Raw genomic sequence first — 14552 nt, 5'->3', positions numbered from 1 at the left:
CCGAATAGCTGCGCGTCTCGAAACCAGTTCAGGCGCCCGCGTTGCCGCCGATACGGTCGACGACCGCCTCGATATCCGCCTCGGACTCGATTTCCCTCAGGACTCGCTCGCGGACACGGATGTCGTCGGTATCCGCGTCGTAGTTGCGGAGGTACTCCGCCCGGGAGTGTTCCGAAAAGACGTGTCGGATGGCGAAGTAGCCGTCCGGCACGACAGTCCCGCAGATCTGACACTGGTGTCTATCGTGGGCATCGGCCTGATGGACGAGCAGCTCCTCGATGTCCCCCGTGTCGTAGTCGCACCCCGCGATAGCACATTCCCACATACACCGACCCTCGGCACCTTGGGATAAAAAGGCACTCGCTGATACGGGCTGTGTGCCGGTTTACTGGCAATCGCTCTGACACGGTCGACGGTTGCCGGTAAGAGACCACAACAGTCCGTATGAATCGGAACGGATAACGCCCTCCGAGCGAACACGGAGATATGGACGAGTTCCGCGTGGATTTCCACGTGAAGGTACTCGACGAAACCGTCGCCCAGCGGGCCAAGGACCGCGGCCTCGACGCGCTCGTATACGCGCCGCATTTCACGCGCCTCCCCGACATCCGCGCTCGGGCCGAGCGGTTCTCCGACGACGAACTGCTCGTCGTCCCCGCCCGCGAAGTTTTCACCGGCGACTGGCGGAATCGCAAGCACGTCCTCGCGGTCGGCCTCGACGAACCGGTTCCCGATTTCATCTCACTGGAGGGCGCGATGGCCGAGTTCGAACGGCAGGGCGCGGCCGTCCTCGCACCGCATCCCGAGTTCGCCACCGTCAGCCTCGAAGCCCACGACCTGCGGGCCCACGGAAACAACATCGACGCCATCGAGGTCTACAACCCGAAACACTGGGCCCACCACAACGAACGCGCCCGGGAACTGGCCCGCGAATTCGATAAACCCGTCTTCGGTTCGTCGTATGCCCACCTCCCCAAGACCGTCGGCGAAGTCTGGACGACCTTCGACGAGTCGTTCGACACCGAGGCCGAACTGGTCGAGGCGCTCAAAACCGGCGTCGACCGCCGCGTCTACCACCGGGATGGTTTCAGCCACCGCGCTCGCTGTCTGGCCGAATTCGGCCACCTCTTCTACGAGAACACCTGGGAGAAGGTTGACCGCCTCTTCCTCTCGGGCACCGAACCCACCCACCCCGACCACATCGCCTATAATGGGCGATTTGACGGGGTTAGTGTTTACTAAACCCCGAACTTTTTGCACGGTCGCCTCGCTGCGCTCGGCGACCGGCAAAAACTTCGATGAAAAAGACACTTCGGGCCTCCCGACGGTCGGCCCTCGGTCCCGTGCCTCACTCCGTTCGGCACGGCGGAACCGCTCGCGCCCTGCGGGCGCTCGCGGATGCTCATAAACCAAGGTCTGCTTCGAATCAGACCGGCAGCATCGCCGTGTACTGACTCAGGTCGACGTACTGCGGCAGGACGTGAACGATAGCCGCCGCGATGGCGAGTTCGACGAACGTCACGACGATAGTGACCGCGTTGGCGTACTTGCTGGAAGTGGTGACCCCCGATGGGAAGCCGTATTCGCTGCTGGAAAGCGGGTAGAACAGCGCGATTCCCCGGCGGCTCCCCAGATAGTCCAGCACGTAGTGGGTGAGGACGCCGATCCAGACGTACTGGAGGTTCCCGAAGACGACCGGGAACGCGAGGAAGACGGCGATAACGGGGATGTTGTGCAGCGTCTTGCGGTGCTTGCCGAAGGCTGTGTCGACGTCGGGGAAGAGCGCACCGAGAGTCACCGGGATGGTGACCGCGACGATGGCCCGAAGCGTGTCGACGGTCCCCGACGGTTCGATGATGATTCCGAGGCCGATGCCGAGCAGAATCGCGTTGAGTACGTGCCCCTCTTTGTCCATTACCGGGAGCGTCGAACGGCCCCCTCAAAAGCCTACTCGCCGCGCGGTGTCGGCCTACTGGTCGCGCGGGTCCGCTCGCCCGGTCGCATCGAGGAGGTCTTCGAGGGCCTGCTCGGCGGTTTTCCGCTTGATTTCCGTCCGAGACCCGTCGAAGACGTAGCGTTCGACCGCACACCACGAGTCGCCGGTCCCCCAGTCGGCCGCGTGGGCGACGCCGATATAGACGGTTCCGACCGGCTTTTCGTCGGTACCCCCCGTGGGGCCGGCGATGCCCGTGGTAGCGACCCCCCACGTCACGCCGGCGCCGTCCCGGACCCCGCGGGCCATCTGTCGGGCGACGGGTTCGCTGACCGCGCCCACGTCATCGAGTATCTCCCGTGGCACGCCCAGCTCTTCGAGTTTGGCGTCGTAAGTGTAGGTTACCACCGAGCGGTCGAAGTAGTCACTGGAACCGGGGACGTCGGTGAGAAGGGAGCCGATAAGGCCGCCCGTGCAGGATTCGGCCGTCGCCACGTATTCGCCGCGGTCGGCGAGTACCTCGCCGATTCGTTCCTCGATTGCCATGTCCGGGACGACGGCCGGCCGACCCTTCAAACCCGGCGGGCCGGAGAGGACGAAAAACGACAAACCGACGTAACCCGCCACACAAGCGGGCCCATGGACGACTACGAGCGACCCCTCTTCTTCCATCTCATGGAGTACGCCGACTCGGCCGACCGGGACGTCGTCGATATGGTCTCGGGCAACCCCGACTGGGAGGCCCCCGAAGCGCTCCGGGCGGGCCTCAAGGAGTACGCCGACGCCTCCGTCGACGAGTTCCAGTACCCGCCCAGCGAGGGTCTGCTGGAACTCCGGGAGGAAATCGCGGCCCGCCGCGGCGTCGACGTCGACCGCGTCATCATCACCAACGGTGCCGGCGAGGCCAACTACCTCGCGATGGCGTGTGCACTGAAAGCGCTGGACGGCGACGAAATCCTCCTGACCGACCCCGTCTACCCCTACTACCACAAGCGGACGGAGATGCTGGATGCCACGCCCCGATTCGTCGCCTGCGATGGGGAGGGGAACCTCGACCCCGAGGACGTCCGCGCGGCCGCCAGCGACGACACCGCCGCAATCGTCGTCAACTCCCCGAACAACCCGACGGGTGCGGTCTACGGCGGCGACGTGAAGGAGGAACTCGTTTCCATTGCCGAAGACCACAACGCTTTGCTCGTCTCGGATGAGGTGTACGACCACTTCGTCTACGACGAGGGCGCCTTCGAAAGCGCGCTGGCGTTCGACTCCGAGCAGGCCGTCGTCACCAACGCCTTCTCGAAATCGATGGCCATCACCGGCTTTCGGGTCGGCTACGCCGTCTTCCCCGAGTGGCTGATGGATGCGGTCCGAACCCGCCACATGCTCGTCAACGTCGCCGGCTCTCGGCCCGCACAGTACGCCGTCCTGAAGGCGCTCCGTGAGACGCCGGCGGGCTATTACGAAAAGAACCGCGAGATGCTCGACGGGCGCATCGGGGACTTCTGTGCGGCGCTCGACGAGGCCGACGCCCAGTACACCCGTCCGCGCGGCAGTTTCTACGTCATGGCACGCTTCGAGGGCTTCCCCGGAACGCTGGCGAACACCGAACGCCTCATCGACGAGGCCGGCGTCGCGGGGATGCCCGGCGACGCCTTCGGCGACTCCCGCGACGACTGGCTCCGTTTCGCGCTGGTGACGCCGCGGGCCGACGAGGCGGCCGAACGGCTGGCCGAGTATTTCTCCTGACGATTCAGTCAGTCCCGTAGCCTCGCGGAGACCCCGGCGAACCCACAGTTATCGCAGGAGACAGTCGCCGTGGAATCGAGCGTATAGGCCGACAGCGGCGACCCGCACCGCGGACAGGGGTCGCCCGCGGTCACGCGAGAAGAGCCGACCCCGGCGACGACGAGACGGACCCGAACGGCGTCCCCCAAGGTCGGGTCGACGGCCCCGCCCCAGATGACGTGGGCGTCGGGACCGACCCGCCCGCGGACGGCCGTCACCGCGTCACTGACGTCCTCGACGCTCATTTCGGGGCCGCCGAGCAGGTCGACGAGGACGCCGCTGGCTGGGTCGGTTTCGATGCCGGCCGGCAGCGAGGCAAAGCCCACGGCGACGGCCGCCTCGGGCGAGCCCTCCTCGCTGGTACCGATGCCGAGAGCCGCCCGGTCGACGTCTGCCAGAAGCGTCCGCGCGTCCGCGAGGTCGATATTGACGAACCCCGAGTCGCGGACGATGGAGACGAACACGGCAACGGCATCGGCGAGGGCGTCGGGGCCGTGCTTCGGCGCGACGACGACGGTGCCGACGCGGTCGGCAAGCGCGCCGAGGAAAGCGCGTTCCCCGGACGCAGGGCGTCCCGGAAGGGTTACGATGGCAACGCTGACGGGCACGCCCTCGATTACGTCCGGGAGGTCGAGGGCGTCGGGAGCCGAACCGTCGACCGCGTAGACGACGGCGTCGGGCGTCGCGGCGTCGTCGGTCGCCGGCACGTCGCGGTCGGCGACCGCTCTGGCGGCCGCCTCGCCGGCCTCGCCGACGCCGACGACCAGTACCGACTCCTCCAGGGCGTCGGCCGCGACCCGAAGCTCCTCGTCGGTCGTCATCAGTTCGGATACAGGCGCCCCCGGCATGACGGTTGTGGGCAACTCAGTTGCCAACGTCGGTCAGTCGTACAGTCGGGCTTCGAGGTAGGCGTCGATTTCCGCACGAATCGCCGTCGCCGATTCCTCCTCGGCGGTCGCGTGTTTGAACAGCGCACCGGCAAGGAGCGTATGGAGCATGGCAGCGACCGATTCGGCGTCGACCGCCCGGAACTGGCCCGTTTCGATGCCGGCCTCGATGATATTGGCGAAGCGCCGTTCGAAAAGGCGGTCACTCCGGTCGAACTGTTCGCGATAGCGTTCGTCGTGGGGGGCTTGCCCCCGGAGTTCGACGAGCGCCCCGACGAACTCGTAGCGTTCGGCCGGCATCCGCGGGGCGAGGAACTCGTCGAAGGCCGCTTCGAGGGTCTCCTTCGGGTCGATGATGTCCGACTCGACGAACTCGGATTCGTACCGGTCGAGCATGAACTCCAGACACGCCAACAGCAGGTCGTCCTTGCCCTCGTAGTGGTGATAGACCAGCGACGTGCTCTTGTCGAGTTCCGCGCCGATTTTCTCGATGGTCAGCGGCGCGTAGCCGTGCCGACACAGGGCCCGGTAGGCCGCCGCAAGTATCTCCTCGCGGGTCGAATCCGGCGATTCGAAGGGGTCGGTCATCATCGACCCCCCGTGTATCGGAATTGATTGAACATTCAATCAAAACGATTATTGGCTGCCGGTATAACAGTATCGCTAATGCGTTCTTCATCGGCGCCCCGAACGGACGTCCAGCGGAGTGGGACACGTACGACTGGGGAGAAAGCGGTCCGGGGGAACTCCCGTGTCGCGTAACCGCGCGCTCGTCATCGCGGTCGCCTGTGCAGCGGTTCTGGCTCTCACTGCGGGGCCGGTCGCCGCCGACGTCAACCGCGGCGAACCCGACATCAAGGTCTACGCGCCGGACAACACGGTATCACCGGGCAGCGAAACGGTCCTCGAACTGCAGATAGCCAACGACGGCGACCTGGATACGGGGACCCAACCCGACGCCGTGTTGACCGCCAAGTCCGTGACCGCCCGGGTCAGCGACGACGGTCCCTTCGAGGTGCGGACGAGCAAGCAGTCGGTCGGGACGATTCCCGACGGCTCGTCGCTGCCCACGTCGGTCGAGTTGGTCGTTCCCGAGGACGTCGAACCGGGCACCTACGAAATCGACGTGCGAGTCGACTACACCTACACGGAATACCGCTCTCAACAGACGCTTCAACGGGAGTCGGATTCGGTCACTCGCAGCGTCACGATAGAGGTCGTCGACGAGCCCCGCTTCGAGATTACGTCGGTCGATTCCGACGTCCAGCCCGGTACCTCCGGCACGGCTGACGTCACCATCCGGAACGTCGGCAGCGAGACCGCACGCGCGGTCCGGACGACCCTGACCGGGAGCGGCGGCCTCACCTTCGACGGCGGGGCCTCCCAGACGTTCGTCGGCGACCTCGACCCCGGCGAAAACGCGACCGTCGCCGTCGATGCGCGCCTCGCGGAGTCGGTCGGCGCGAGCGACCGGCCGATAGAGGCGACCTTTCAGTATCGCTCCATCGAGGGGCTCCAGCGACAGGCCGGTCCGGCCGTCGGGTCGCTGTCGCCGGTCGCCGAACAGTCCTTCGCGGTCGACGGCGTCGAGACGACGCTGTCGGTCGGCGCGACGGGGCGGGTGACGGGCACGGTCACCAACGAGGGGCCGACCGCCGTCGACAACGGCGTTCTGGTGGTAACGACCGGCAGCGAGCGCATCGCCCTCGGCGAGGGGCAGTACGCGTTGCCGGCGTTGGCACCCGGCGAATCGGCGAACTTCTCATTTGACGCCGAGGTCAGCGGGCAGGCCGACCCCGGGCCGCGACAGTTCGGCTTCGTCGTCGAATACACCGACGGCGGGTCGGAGTTGCGCAGCGACCGAGAGACGAGTCGCGTCGAGGTCGCACCGCGCCAGCCGGTCTTCGAGGTCTCGGCCAACGAGTCCATCCAGGCCGGTGGCTCGACGACGCTCACCGTCGACATCACGAACAACCGCGCGGAGACGCTGACCGACATCACGGCCAACCTCTATGCGAACAGTCCGCTGGCAACCGGCACGGACGAATCGTTCGTCGACGAACTCGAACCCGGGGAGACGACGACCGTGCAGTTCGAACTCTCGGCGGCCGGAAGCGCGATGCCGAACACCTACGCCGTCGAGATGGACTTCCAGTACACCGACTCGCGGGGCGACGAACGCATCTCCGAGATCTCACAGCTTCCCATACAGGTGACCGAATCCACCGACGGTGACGGCTCGCTGTCGCCGCTCGTGGTGCCGGTCGCCCTACTCGTCGGCGTCGCACTCCTTCGGCGACGATGAGCGATACCGACAGCGACGAACGGTCCTTCGTCACACGGGTCGACCGCTTCGTCGTCGAGCGACCGGGGCTCGTCATCCTCGCGTTCCTCGCGGTAACCGCGCTCATGGTCCCCGGTATCGGGATGATATCGACCGCCGCCGAAACCGACCAGTTCACCGAGGACGTCGAGGCCCAGCAGGCCCAGGAGGAAATCGACGAGGAGTTCCAGGGGAGTATCACCGGCTCGGACACCGCTGGCACCCTCATTATCCAGGATAACAACGTCCTCTCGCAGGGGGCGCTGGTCCGGATTCTGGAGACCCAACATCGCCTCGAAACCCACGAGAGCCTCCGTATCAGTTCGACGAACAGCCACGCCAACATCGTCGCACGGCAACTCGACCCGACGGCGGAGACACCGGAAGAACAGCAGCGCGCCGTCGAGGAAGCGACCGACCGGGAACTCCGTGCGGCCATCGCCGACGCCGACGCGAACGGTCGACTCGCCGCCCAACTCTCGACGGATTACAACCCGACCCGCGGCTACGCGACCGGGACCATCATTGGCGTGACCTACGACCTGCCGTCGTCGGCCTCGACGGCCGAGGTGGCGACGCTACAGGAGCGGACCGTCGACGTCATCGGGACGGTCGAGGGCAACGAACCCGGCGAGAACGCGGTGCTGTTCGGCAGCGGCATCATCCAAAGCGAGTTTCAGGCCCTGCTCGGCGACACCGCGATTATCGTCTTCCCGCTGGCGGTGCTTTTCATTCTGGGCTTCATGCTTTTGGCCTACCGCGACCCCATCGACATGGTGCTGGGGTTGGGGACGCTCGGCCTCGTGTTGGTGTGGACCTTCGGGCTGATGGGCTGGCTCGGCATCCCCTTCTCGAACGTGATGGTGCCGCTGTTTCCGCTGCTGTTGGCGGTTGGTATCGACTTCGGCATCCACACCATCAACAGATACCGGGAGTCCAGAACCGCAGGCGAAGCCATCGTCCCGGCGATGCGCCGGACGACCGACCAGTTGCTCGTCGCCTTCGCTATCGTGACGATTACGACGGCCATCGGCTTCGCCGCGAACCTCACCAGTCCGCTCGGGTCCCTGCGCGAGTTCGGCATCGTCTCGGCGCTCGGAATCACGATTACGTTCCTCGCATTCGGCGCGTTCCTGCCGGCCGCGAAGGTGCTCGCCGACCGGGGGCGGGACCGCATCCCGCGGTTCCCCGACTTCGGAACGACGCCGCTGGGCCGTGAAGGGTCGCTGATGGGCCGCGTACTCGGGTCCAGCATCTCGCTTGCCCGGGTCGCCCCTGCGGTCGTCCTCGTCGTCGCGCTCGTCGGTGGCGGCGTCGCAGGTGTCTACGGGACCGGCGTCGACGCCGAGTTCTCCCAGGACAGTTTCTTCCCGGACGAGGAACGCGTCGACCTGTACCAGGAGCTTCCGGAACCGTTCGCACCCACAGAATACACCTTCACGACGACACTCCGACTCTTCGAGGAGGAGTTCGGAAGCCGGCGGTTCAGTACCGTCACGATATACATCGACGAACCGGTGCGGGACGATGATTCGCTCGAACGGATTCATCGGGCGACCAGACAGCCGCCCGATAGCTTCCAGCGGGACGACGACGGCACCGCCCAAGCCAGCAGCATCGTCACGGTTATCGACTCACAGGCCGAACGCGACCCGGAGTTCGCCGCACTCGTCGCCCGCAACGATTATACGGGCAACGGCGTCCCCGACCGAAACGTCGATACGGTGTACGACGAACTGCTCGAATCGTCGGCCGAACCGGAGGCCAGACAGTACCTCGCGGAGGACCGCGGCAGCGCCCGCATCGACTTCACGCTGAAATCCGACGCGAACGACGACGCGGTGGTCGCCGACGCCCGCAGGGTCGCCGAGCGGTTGCCGATGGACGCCGTCGCCACCGGCACCCTCATCGTCAACGCCGCGGTTATCGACGTCATCCTCCAGTCCGCCATCCAGAGCCTGTTCGCCTCGTTCATACTGACGGCGATTTTCCTGATGGGCTCGTATCGCCTGCTGGAGGGCCGGGCCGTCTACGGCATCGTCAACCTGCTTCCCATCCTCGTGACCGTCGCGCTGCTGGCGGCGTCGATGCGGTATTTCGGTATCGCGCTGTCGCCGATTAACGCGCCGATTCTCGGCGTCTCCATCGGCCTCGGCGTCGACTACGCCGTCCACTTCATGCATCGGTTCGTCGACGAGTACGAACCGGGTATCGACGTCTTCGAGGCGCTTCGGGTGACCGTTCAGGGGACCGGCGGCGCGCTCACCGGCAGCATGCTGACGACCGTCTTCGGGCTCGGCGCGCTGTTCTTCGCGGTCATCCCGCTCATCCAGGAGTTCGGCCTCCTGCTGGCGCTCGGGGTCTTCTACGCCTACGCCTGCTCGATTCTGCTGCTGCCGTCCATCATCGTCTCGTGGGAGCGGGCGGCCGAACGAAGCGAGTACATCCCCACGTTGGCGTCGTCGTAGGCCGGCCGGCGCGGTCCTCAGTCGTCCGCGGGCGTTTCCGGGCGGTACTCGCGGCTCTTTGCTTTCCACTTGCCGGTATGGAAGCGGTAGTAGTTCAGCGCCGCCGGAATCGACGTCTCGGCGATGAAGGCGAGATAGAGACCGTAGATCCCGAGTGGCGTCGTCGCGCCGATATAGACCAGCGGAATCGAACAGCCGAACATGCCGAGGGCCTGACTCATGAACGTCCAGCGGGTGTCCCCGGAGGCATCGAGCGGGCCGGCGGCGGCCCCCGAAATCCCCTGCAGGAGGATGGCCCCGCAGGCGACCCGGACCAGCGTCGTGGCGATGGGTATCTCGGGGGCGGTCGGGTCGGCGACGAAGAGGTTGACGATGGGGTCCGCGAAGACGAACACCAGTGTCGCGGAGGCGACGTAGACCGCGAAGGAGAATCGGATGATTTCGCGGCCGTAGGCCTCGGCGACGCTTTCATCGCCGGTACCGAGTTCCTGACCGACGAGGCTGGAGGAGGCCAACCCGAAGCCCCAGCCGGGCGTGTTCATCAGCCCCCAGATGCGGCGGGCGATGACGAACGCCGAGACGACGTCCTGTCCGAAGATGTCGAGGATGGCGAACATGGGGAACTCCGCGACGGTCCACACGAGGTTCCGGCCCATGACCGGCAGGCCGATGGAGACGAGGTCGGCGATGTTCTCGCTGTCGACGTAACTCCCGCGGGGGTCGATAGTGACCGGGAACTGCCCGGCACCCGGGAAGCGTCCGAGAGTGAGACCGATGGCGAAGGCGGCGGTGACGCCGACGTTCGAGAGGACGGTTCCGAGCGCGGCACCCTCGACGCCCCACCCGAGGCCGAAGATGAGGACGGCGTTGATGACGACGTTGGCGACGGCGCCGCCGGCCCGGAGTAACATCGCCGTATAGGAGTCGTCGGTGCCGACGAGGACGCGGCTGCCGACGAGGTTGAGGCCGGCGAAGGGGACTCCGAGGCCGACGATGCGGAGGTAGTCGCCGCCGAGGCGGACCACCGCGTCGTTGCTACTCAGCAGGTCGATGAGTTCCGTCGAGAAGGTCCAGAAGACGGCCGTGATAGGTATCGTCGCGGCGACGACGAGGAAGACGCTGGAACGGACCGCGAGCCCGAGTTCCTCGTAGGCGTCGGCGCCGAACCGCTGGCTGACCAGCGCGATGGTGCCGCCGGCGATGCCGCCGCCGATGGAGAAGGCGAGGCCCCAGAAGGGGCCGGCAATACCGACGCCGGCGATGGCTGCGGAGCCGACGCCGACGCCGACCATCGCCACGTCGACGGCGTTTTTCGACATCCGAGCGATACCCGTCACGACCCGCGGCCACGCGAGTTCGGTCGTCCGGCGTGCCCGCTGTTCGGTGATGAGACCGACGCGTGACAGCGCCAGGCCGATAGCGAGTATCGCCAGTCGAACGGGGTTCGGAACGAGAGACACAGCGACAATTTAACTGACCGGTCAGTCAGGCAAATGCCTATCGAATCGGCGGCGCACGTCTCGGGTCACGGCGGCGATTATCGAACGGTCACAGGCTGGAAATGACCGAGATCAGCACGAATCCTTTTGAAACTCGGCCCGTAACGGGGGGCGTGGATCGCGACCGCGCCCTCCCGCTTGCCCTCGCCCTCCTCGCTATCGTCTCCCTGGGGCTGGCAGCCGCGACGCTGGATTCGGCCGTGGCTCCCGGCGGTTCCGGCTCCGGCGGCAGCGACGCCGGAATCGGCGACGACACCCCACGGACGCCGACGCCCGAACAGAATCGGTCGGCCGCCCCCATCGACAGCGGGGCGCCGGCCACCGCTTGCTGGCCCTTCCTCACCGAACCGCCCGCTCTGCTCGCGCTGGTCGGACTCTTCGTCGCCCTGTTCGCCCTCGTGGCGCGAGCGACCGACTCGAAACTCGCCGGCGGTGCCGTCTGTATCGCCGCGGTCGTCCCCGTCGCCATCATCTGGGGAACGCTGGCGACGTGTCCCTCGCCGGACCCACCCGACAACGAGTCGGCCACGGCAACGCCCGGAATAACGGACCCCAATGGCAGTTCGGTTGCCGAAGGCGGCAGCGGTGGCGGTTTCGGCGAGGTCGCCGCTGATACCCTCTCGTCGCCCAGCGTGCTCGTGGCGCTGCTTTTCGTCCTCGCGGTCGGTATCGCGGTCGTCGCGGTCCTCGGTGCCCGCGGCGACGACATGCCCGACGAGGAACCCGACCTCGAACCGGTGGCCAACGACGAGGACGTCGCCGCCGTCGGCCGCGTCGCCGGGACGGCCGCCGACCGCATCGAGGCCGACGCCGCCACCGAAAACGAGGTCTACCGAGCGTGGCGGGAGATGACCGACGAGTTGGCCGTCGAAAACCCCGACGCGACGACGCCCGGCGAGTTCGCCGACGCTGCGATTGCGGCCGGGATGGATGCGGAAGACGTCGCGGAGTTGACCGACCTCTTCGAGACGGTGCGGTACGGCGGCTTCGATGCGACCGAAGAGCGCGAGCGACGGGCCGTCGAGACGCTCCGACACATCGAGGAAACCTACGGGGGTGCGGCCTGATGCGCCGGCGCGCGCTGGCTGGTCTCATCGCCGCCGCACTGGGTCTCGGAATGCTGTGGTTCGGGCAACTCGCGAACGCCCTCCCGCTCGGGTCGGTCGCAGTCAGCGGTATCGGCGGCCTCACGGTCGTCGTCGGCCTCGAATACCTCCGGCGCCGTCGCGGAACGCTCCGGAACACCGCGGACGTCGACCCGCCGGAACCGGGCTATCGGTCGACGGTCCCCGGCGAGGACGTCGACGCCGACCTCGCGGCAGGCGGGGCCGAGGGCGCCGAACGCCGAAGTCAAATCCGGCACCGCCTGCGGGAGGTGACGGCCGAGGTGCTCGTTGCCAACGGGGGCTATCGGCCCGAGGGCGCCCGGCAGGCTGTCGACGACGGCACGTGGACCGACGACGAGGTCGCCGCCGGCTACCTCGCCGAACCGATGAAGATTCCGCCACGGCTACAGGTCCGGCAACTCTTCCGTCGTCGGTCGACCACGCGCGTGTTCGTCCGCCACACGCTGGACGCACTCCGGGAGGTGCGCGGCGGCCGATGAGGACCAACCGCTGGCTCGGCCTCGGCGGCCTCGCCCTGATGGTCGTCGGCGCTGGGGTCTTCTTCCGCGCCGCGGGCCTGCTCATCGCAGGCGCCGTCGCTGCTGGGGTGTTGGCCGCTCGCGCTTCCGCCCCTACTCGACCGTCGCTTCGAGTCGAACGGACCGTCGAAGACCCGACGCCGGCGCCCGAATCGGAGGTTCGCGTCGAGGTGACTGTCACCAACGAGGGAAGTACCCTCTATGACCTCCGGCTTGTCGACGAGGTACCCGATGGGCTGGCCGTCGTCGACGGTCCGGCGAGACACGCGACCGCCCTGCGACCGGGCGCCGCGGCCACGTTCGCCTACACCGTCCGGGCCGCCCGCGGCGACCACGACTGGCGGCGGCTGAGAGCAATCGTCCGTGACCCGATGGGCGCCCACGAAACCGAGACGACCGTCGCTGCCGAGACGACCCTCCGGTGTGTCCCCGATTTCGAGAGCGGTTCGGACCTCCCGCTTCGCGGCCTCACGACGCCGTATTCGGGGCGTGTCCCGACCGACATCGGCGGCTCGGGCGTCGAGTTCCATGCCGTCCGGGAGTACCGGCGTGGCGACCCGCAGGCCCGCGTCGACTGGAACCGGGCGGCCCGGACCGGCGAACTGGCAACGCTCGAACTCCGCGAGGAGCGGGCCGCGACGGTCGTGTTCGTGGTCGATACCCGTGCGCCGGCCTACGCAGCCCCCGCACCCGAAGCCGAGGGCGCGGTCGAACGCGGCATCGAGGCGACCGCTGGACTGGCGGAGGCGCTGCTATCGAACGGCGACCGCGTCGGTGCGACGGCCTTCTCGCCACTGGATTCGTGGCTTTCGCCCGGCAGCGGGACGGCCCATCGCGCGCAATTGCGGGAACTGCTGGCGACCGACCCGGCCTTCGGGCCAACACCGGCGGCCGCCGACCGCCAGTTCGTCCCGCGACTATGGCGCTGGAAGTTCCGGCAGCGACTCCCCGCCGACGCACAGGTCATGCTCGTCTCGCCGTGTGTCGACGACCCGCCGGTTCAGTTGGCAAAGCGGTTCGACGCGCTCGGTCATCTGGTAACCGTCATCTCGCCGGACCCGACCACCGAGGCCACCCTCGGCGGCGAACTCGTCGGCATCGAGCGGGACCTGCGGCTGGCCGACCTCCGGCGTGGCGGGGTTCGCGTCCTCGATTGGGCGCCGGAGGAACCCTTCGCGATTGCCGCCGACCGTGTTGCCGGGCGGTGGTCGCGATGAGCGACGCTCGGGCCGCAGCCAGCGGCGGAACGACGCCGGATGCCGACGCGGCGGGCGACTCCGAGGACGGGCGTGATTCGGGGTCCGAATCGCCAGCGGACGCCGAGACCACGGTCGACGCCGCCGAACCGACCGAGGCCCCGCCGCGGCTCTCGACGGGACTGGCCGTGGGGCTCGGGACCGTCGCCGCGGCCTTCCTCGCGGCCGGGTCGCCGCTGTCCGGCGCCGTCGCCCTGCTCGGGGTCGCCGTCCTGTTGGCGTCGCTGGCTCGCGCGTCGACCCGCCTGTGTGGACTGGCGGGCGGGTGTTTCGCGCTCGCGCTGGTCGCCGGGGGCGCCACGGGCGCGCCGGTCGCACCGCTGGTCGGGGGCGCCGTCCTCGCCACGAGCGCGTGGGACGTCGCCGACCACGGCATCGGTCTGGGCCGCCACGTCGGCCGCGAGGCCCGCACCTCGCGGAACGAACTCGTCCACGCCGCCGGGAGCCTCGCCGTCACCGGAACCGCCGGCGCCCTCGCCTTCGGCGGCTACCTCGTCGCGACGGGCGGCCAGCCGACGACCGCGCTCGTCTTCCTCCTGCTCGGCGGCGTCCTCCTGCTCACCGCGCTTCGGGGGTGAGACTGCCCCGAGCGGTGCTGGCCGCGCCTTTGTTTATAAACCTACGTCGGCGAGGCTCGGGAGGCGGCGCTAGAGGGGTGGTAAAAAGCGGTCCGACAAGGGGCGGACCGTTAGGGGGGGTGGGGAATACCCATCAGGTGGGGGCACGCTGGCTTTCCAGCCAGTAACGGGTGCATCC

The 14552-nt window shown here is 67.7% G+C and carries 14 protein-coding genes; 8 read left to right on the top strand and 6 right to left on the bottom strand.

Annotated elements, in window-relative coordinates:
• Positions 1–28: 28 nt before the first annotated feature.
• On the bottom strand, positions 29–325 hold the full coding sequence (locus tag HWV23_RS12580) for a DUF7565 family protein (protein ID WP_178290747.1): 297 nt from the start codon (positions 323–325) through the stop codon (positions 29–31).
• Positions 326–486: 161 nt separating this feature from the next.
• Here HWV23_RS12580 and HWV23_RS12575 point away from each other — a divergent pair, with 161 nt between their 5' ends.
• Entirely contained in the window at positions 487–1242 is a 756-nt protein-coding gene (locus HWV23_RS12575) for a PHP domain-containing protein (RefSeq protein ID WP_178290746.1), read from the top strand.
• Between the two features lie 184 nt (positions 1243–1426).
• Here HWV23_RS12575 and HWV23_RS12570 read toward each other — a convergent pair whose 3' ends face one another.
• On the bottom strand, positions 1427–1915 hold the full coding sequence (locus tag HWV23_RS12570; RefSeq protein WP_178290745.1) for a metal-dependent hydrolase: 489 nt from the start codon (positions 1913–1915) through the stop codon (positions 1427–1429).
• Between the two features lie 54 nt (positions 1916–1969).
• Complete coding sequence (locus tag HWV23_RS12565; RefSeq protein WP_178290744.1) at positions 1970–2479, bottom strand: CinA family protein; 510 nt, start codon at positions 2477–2479, stop codon at positions 1970–1972.
• A 93-nt stretch (positions 2480–2572) separates the two neighbouring features.
• On the opposite strand from HWV23_RS12565, the gene HWV23_RS12560 reads away from it, so the two are divergent.
• Positions 2573–3679 carry a pyridoxal phosphate-dependent aminotransferase gene (locus HWV23_RS12560; RefSeq protein WP_178290743.1) on the top strand — a complete coding sequence of 369 codons (1107 nt, stop codon included), beginning with the start codon at positions 2573–2575 and terminating at the stop codon, positions 3677–3679.
• 8 nt (positions 3680–3687) lie between these two features.
• Here the strand turns inward: HWV23_RS12560 and HWV23_RS12555 are convergent, their stop codons facing one another.
• Complete coding sequence (locus tag HWV23_RS12555; protein WP_178290742.1) at positions 3688–4539, bottom strand: FtsZ/tubulin family protein; 852 nt, start codon at positions 4537–4539, stop codon at positions 3688–3690.
• 60 nt (positions 4540–4599) lie between these two features.
• Positions 4600–5196, bottom strand: coding sequence for a TetR/AcrR family transcriptional regulator (locus HWV23_RS12550; RefSeq protein WP_178290741.1), 597 nt, complete (start codon positions 5194–5196; stop codon positions 4600–4602).
• 160 nt (positions 5197–5356) lie between these two features.
• On the opposite strand from HWV23_RS12550, the gene HWV23_RS12545 reads away from it, so the two are divergent.
• Complete coding sequence (locus HWV23_RS12545) at positions 5357–6910, top strand: COG1361 S-layer family protein (RefSeq protein WP_178290740.1); 1554 nt, start codon at positions 5357–5359, stop codon at positions 6908–6910.
• A complete protein-coding gene (locus HWV23_RS12540; protein WP_178290739.1) occupies positions 6907–9396 on the top strand; it encodes an efflux RND transporter permease subunit in 2490 nt (829 codons plus the stop codon). The genes HWV23_RS12545 and HWV23_RS12540 overlap by 4 nt, the downstream gene beginning before the upstream one ends.
• A gap of 17 nt (positions 9397–9413) precedes the next feature.
• Here the strand turns inward: HWV23_RS12540 and HWV23_RS12535 are convergent, their stop codons facing one another.
• Positions 9414–10856, bottom strand: coding sequence for an MATE family efflux transporter (locus HWV23_RS12535; protein WP_178290738.1), 1443 nt, complete (start codon positions 10854–10856; stop codon positions 9414–9416).
• Between the two features lie 152 nt (positions 10857–11008).
• Between HWV23_RS12535 and HWV23_RS12530 the strand changes: the two genes are divergently transcribed.
• Genes HWV23_RS12530 through HWV23_RS12515 form a run of 4 tightly spaced genes read left to right on the top strand, consistent with a single transcriptional unit; the run spans position 11009 to position 14374 of the window.
• Complete coding sequence (locus HWV23_RS12530; RefSeq protein ID WP_178290737.1) at positions 11009–11962, top strand: DUF4129 domain-containing protein; 954 nt, start codon at positions 11009–11011, stop codon at positions 11960–11962.
• Positions 11962–12501 carry a DUF7269 family protein gene (locus HWV23_RS12525; protein WP_178290736.1) on the top strand — a complete coding sequence of 180 codons (540 nt, stop codon included), beginning with the start codon at positions 11962–11964 and terminating at the stop codon, positions 12499–12501. The genes HWV23_RS12530 and HWV23_RS12525 overlap by 1 nt, the downstream gene beginning before the upstream one ends.
• Positions 12498–13757, top strand: coding sequence for a DUF58 domain-containing protein (locus HWV23_RS12520; protein WP_178290735.1), 1260 nt, complete (start codon positions 12498–12500; stop codon positions 13755–13757). Before HWV23_RS12525 ends, HWV23_RS12520 begins: the two co-directional genes overlap by 4 nt.
• On the top strand, positions 13754–14374 hold the full coding sequence (locus HWV23_RS12515) for a DUF7519 family protein (RefSeq protein ID WP_178290734.1): 621 nt from the start codon (positions 13754–13756) through the stop codon (positions 14372–14374). The genes HWV23_RS12520 and HWV23_RS12515 overlap by 4 nt, the downstream gene beginning before the upstream one ends.
• Positions 14375–14552 lie beyond the last annotated feature (178 nt).

Source organism: Natronomonas halophila, assembly GCF_013391085.1.
Taxonomy (GTDB): Archaea; Halobacteriota; Halobacteria; order Halobacteriales; family Haloarculaceae; genus Natronomonas; species Natronomonas halophila.
This window is presented reverse-complemented; position numbering and strand designations above follow the sequence as displayed.

Bases quoted from the DNA above. Each gene is read 5' to 3' on its own strand.
- HWV23_RS12580 (WP_178290747.1), bottom strand. From the start codon at position 325: ATGTGGGAATGTGCTATCGCGGGGTGCGACTACGACACGGGGGACATC.
- HWV23_RS12575 (WP_178290746.1), top strand. From the start codon at position 487: ATGGACGAGTTCCGCGTGGATTTCCACGTGAAGGTACTCGACGAAACC.
- HWV23_RS12570 (WP_178290745.1), bottom strand. From the start codon at position 1,915: ATGGACAAAGAGGGGCACGTACTCAACGCGATTCTGCTCGGCATCGGC.
- HWV23_RS12565 (WP_178290744.1), bottom strand. From the start codon at position 2,479: ATGGCAATCGAGGAACGAATCGGCGAGGTACTCGCCGACCGCGGCGAA.
- HWV23_RS12560 (WP_178290743.1), top strand. From the start codon at position 2,573: ATGGACGACTACGAGCGACCCCTCTTCTTCCATCTCATGGAGTACGCC.
- HWV23_RS12555 (WP_178290742.1), bottom strand. From the start codon at position 4,539: ATGACGACCGACGAGGAGCTTCGGGTCGCGGCCGACGCCCTGGAGGAG.
- HWV23_RS12550 (WP_178290741.1), bottom strand. From the start codon at position 5,196: ATGATGACCGACCCCTTCGAATCGCCGGATTCGACCCGCGAGGAGATA.
- HWV23_RS12540 (WP_178290739.1), top strand. From the start codon at position 6,907: ATGAGCGATACCGACAGCGACGAACGGTCCTTCGTCACACGGGTCGAC.
- HWV23_RS12525 (WP_178290736.1), top strand. From the start codon at position 11,962: ATGCGCCGGCGCGCGCTGGCTGGTCTCATCGCCGCCGCACTGGGTCTC.
- HWV23_RS12520 (WP_178290735.1), top strand. From the start codon at position 12,498: ATGAGGACCAACCGCTGGCTCGGCCTCGGCGGCCTCGCCCTGATGGTC.
- HWV23_RS12515 (WP_178290734.1), top strand. From the start codon at position 13,754: ATGAGCGACGCTCGGGCCGCAGCCAGCGGCGGAACGACGCCGGATGCC.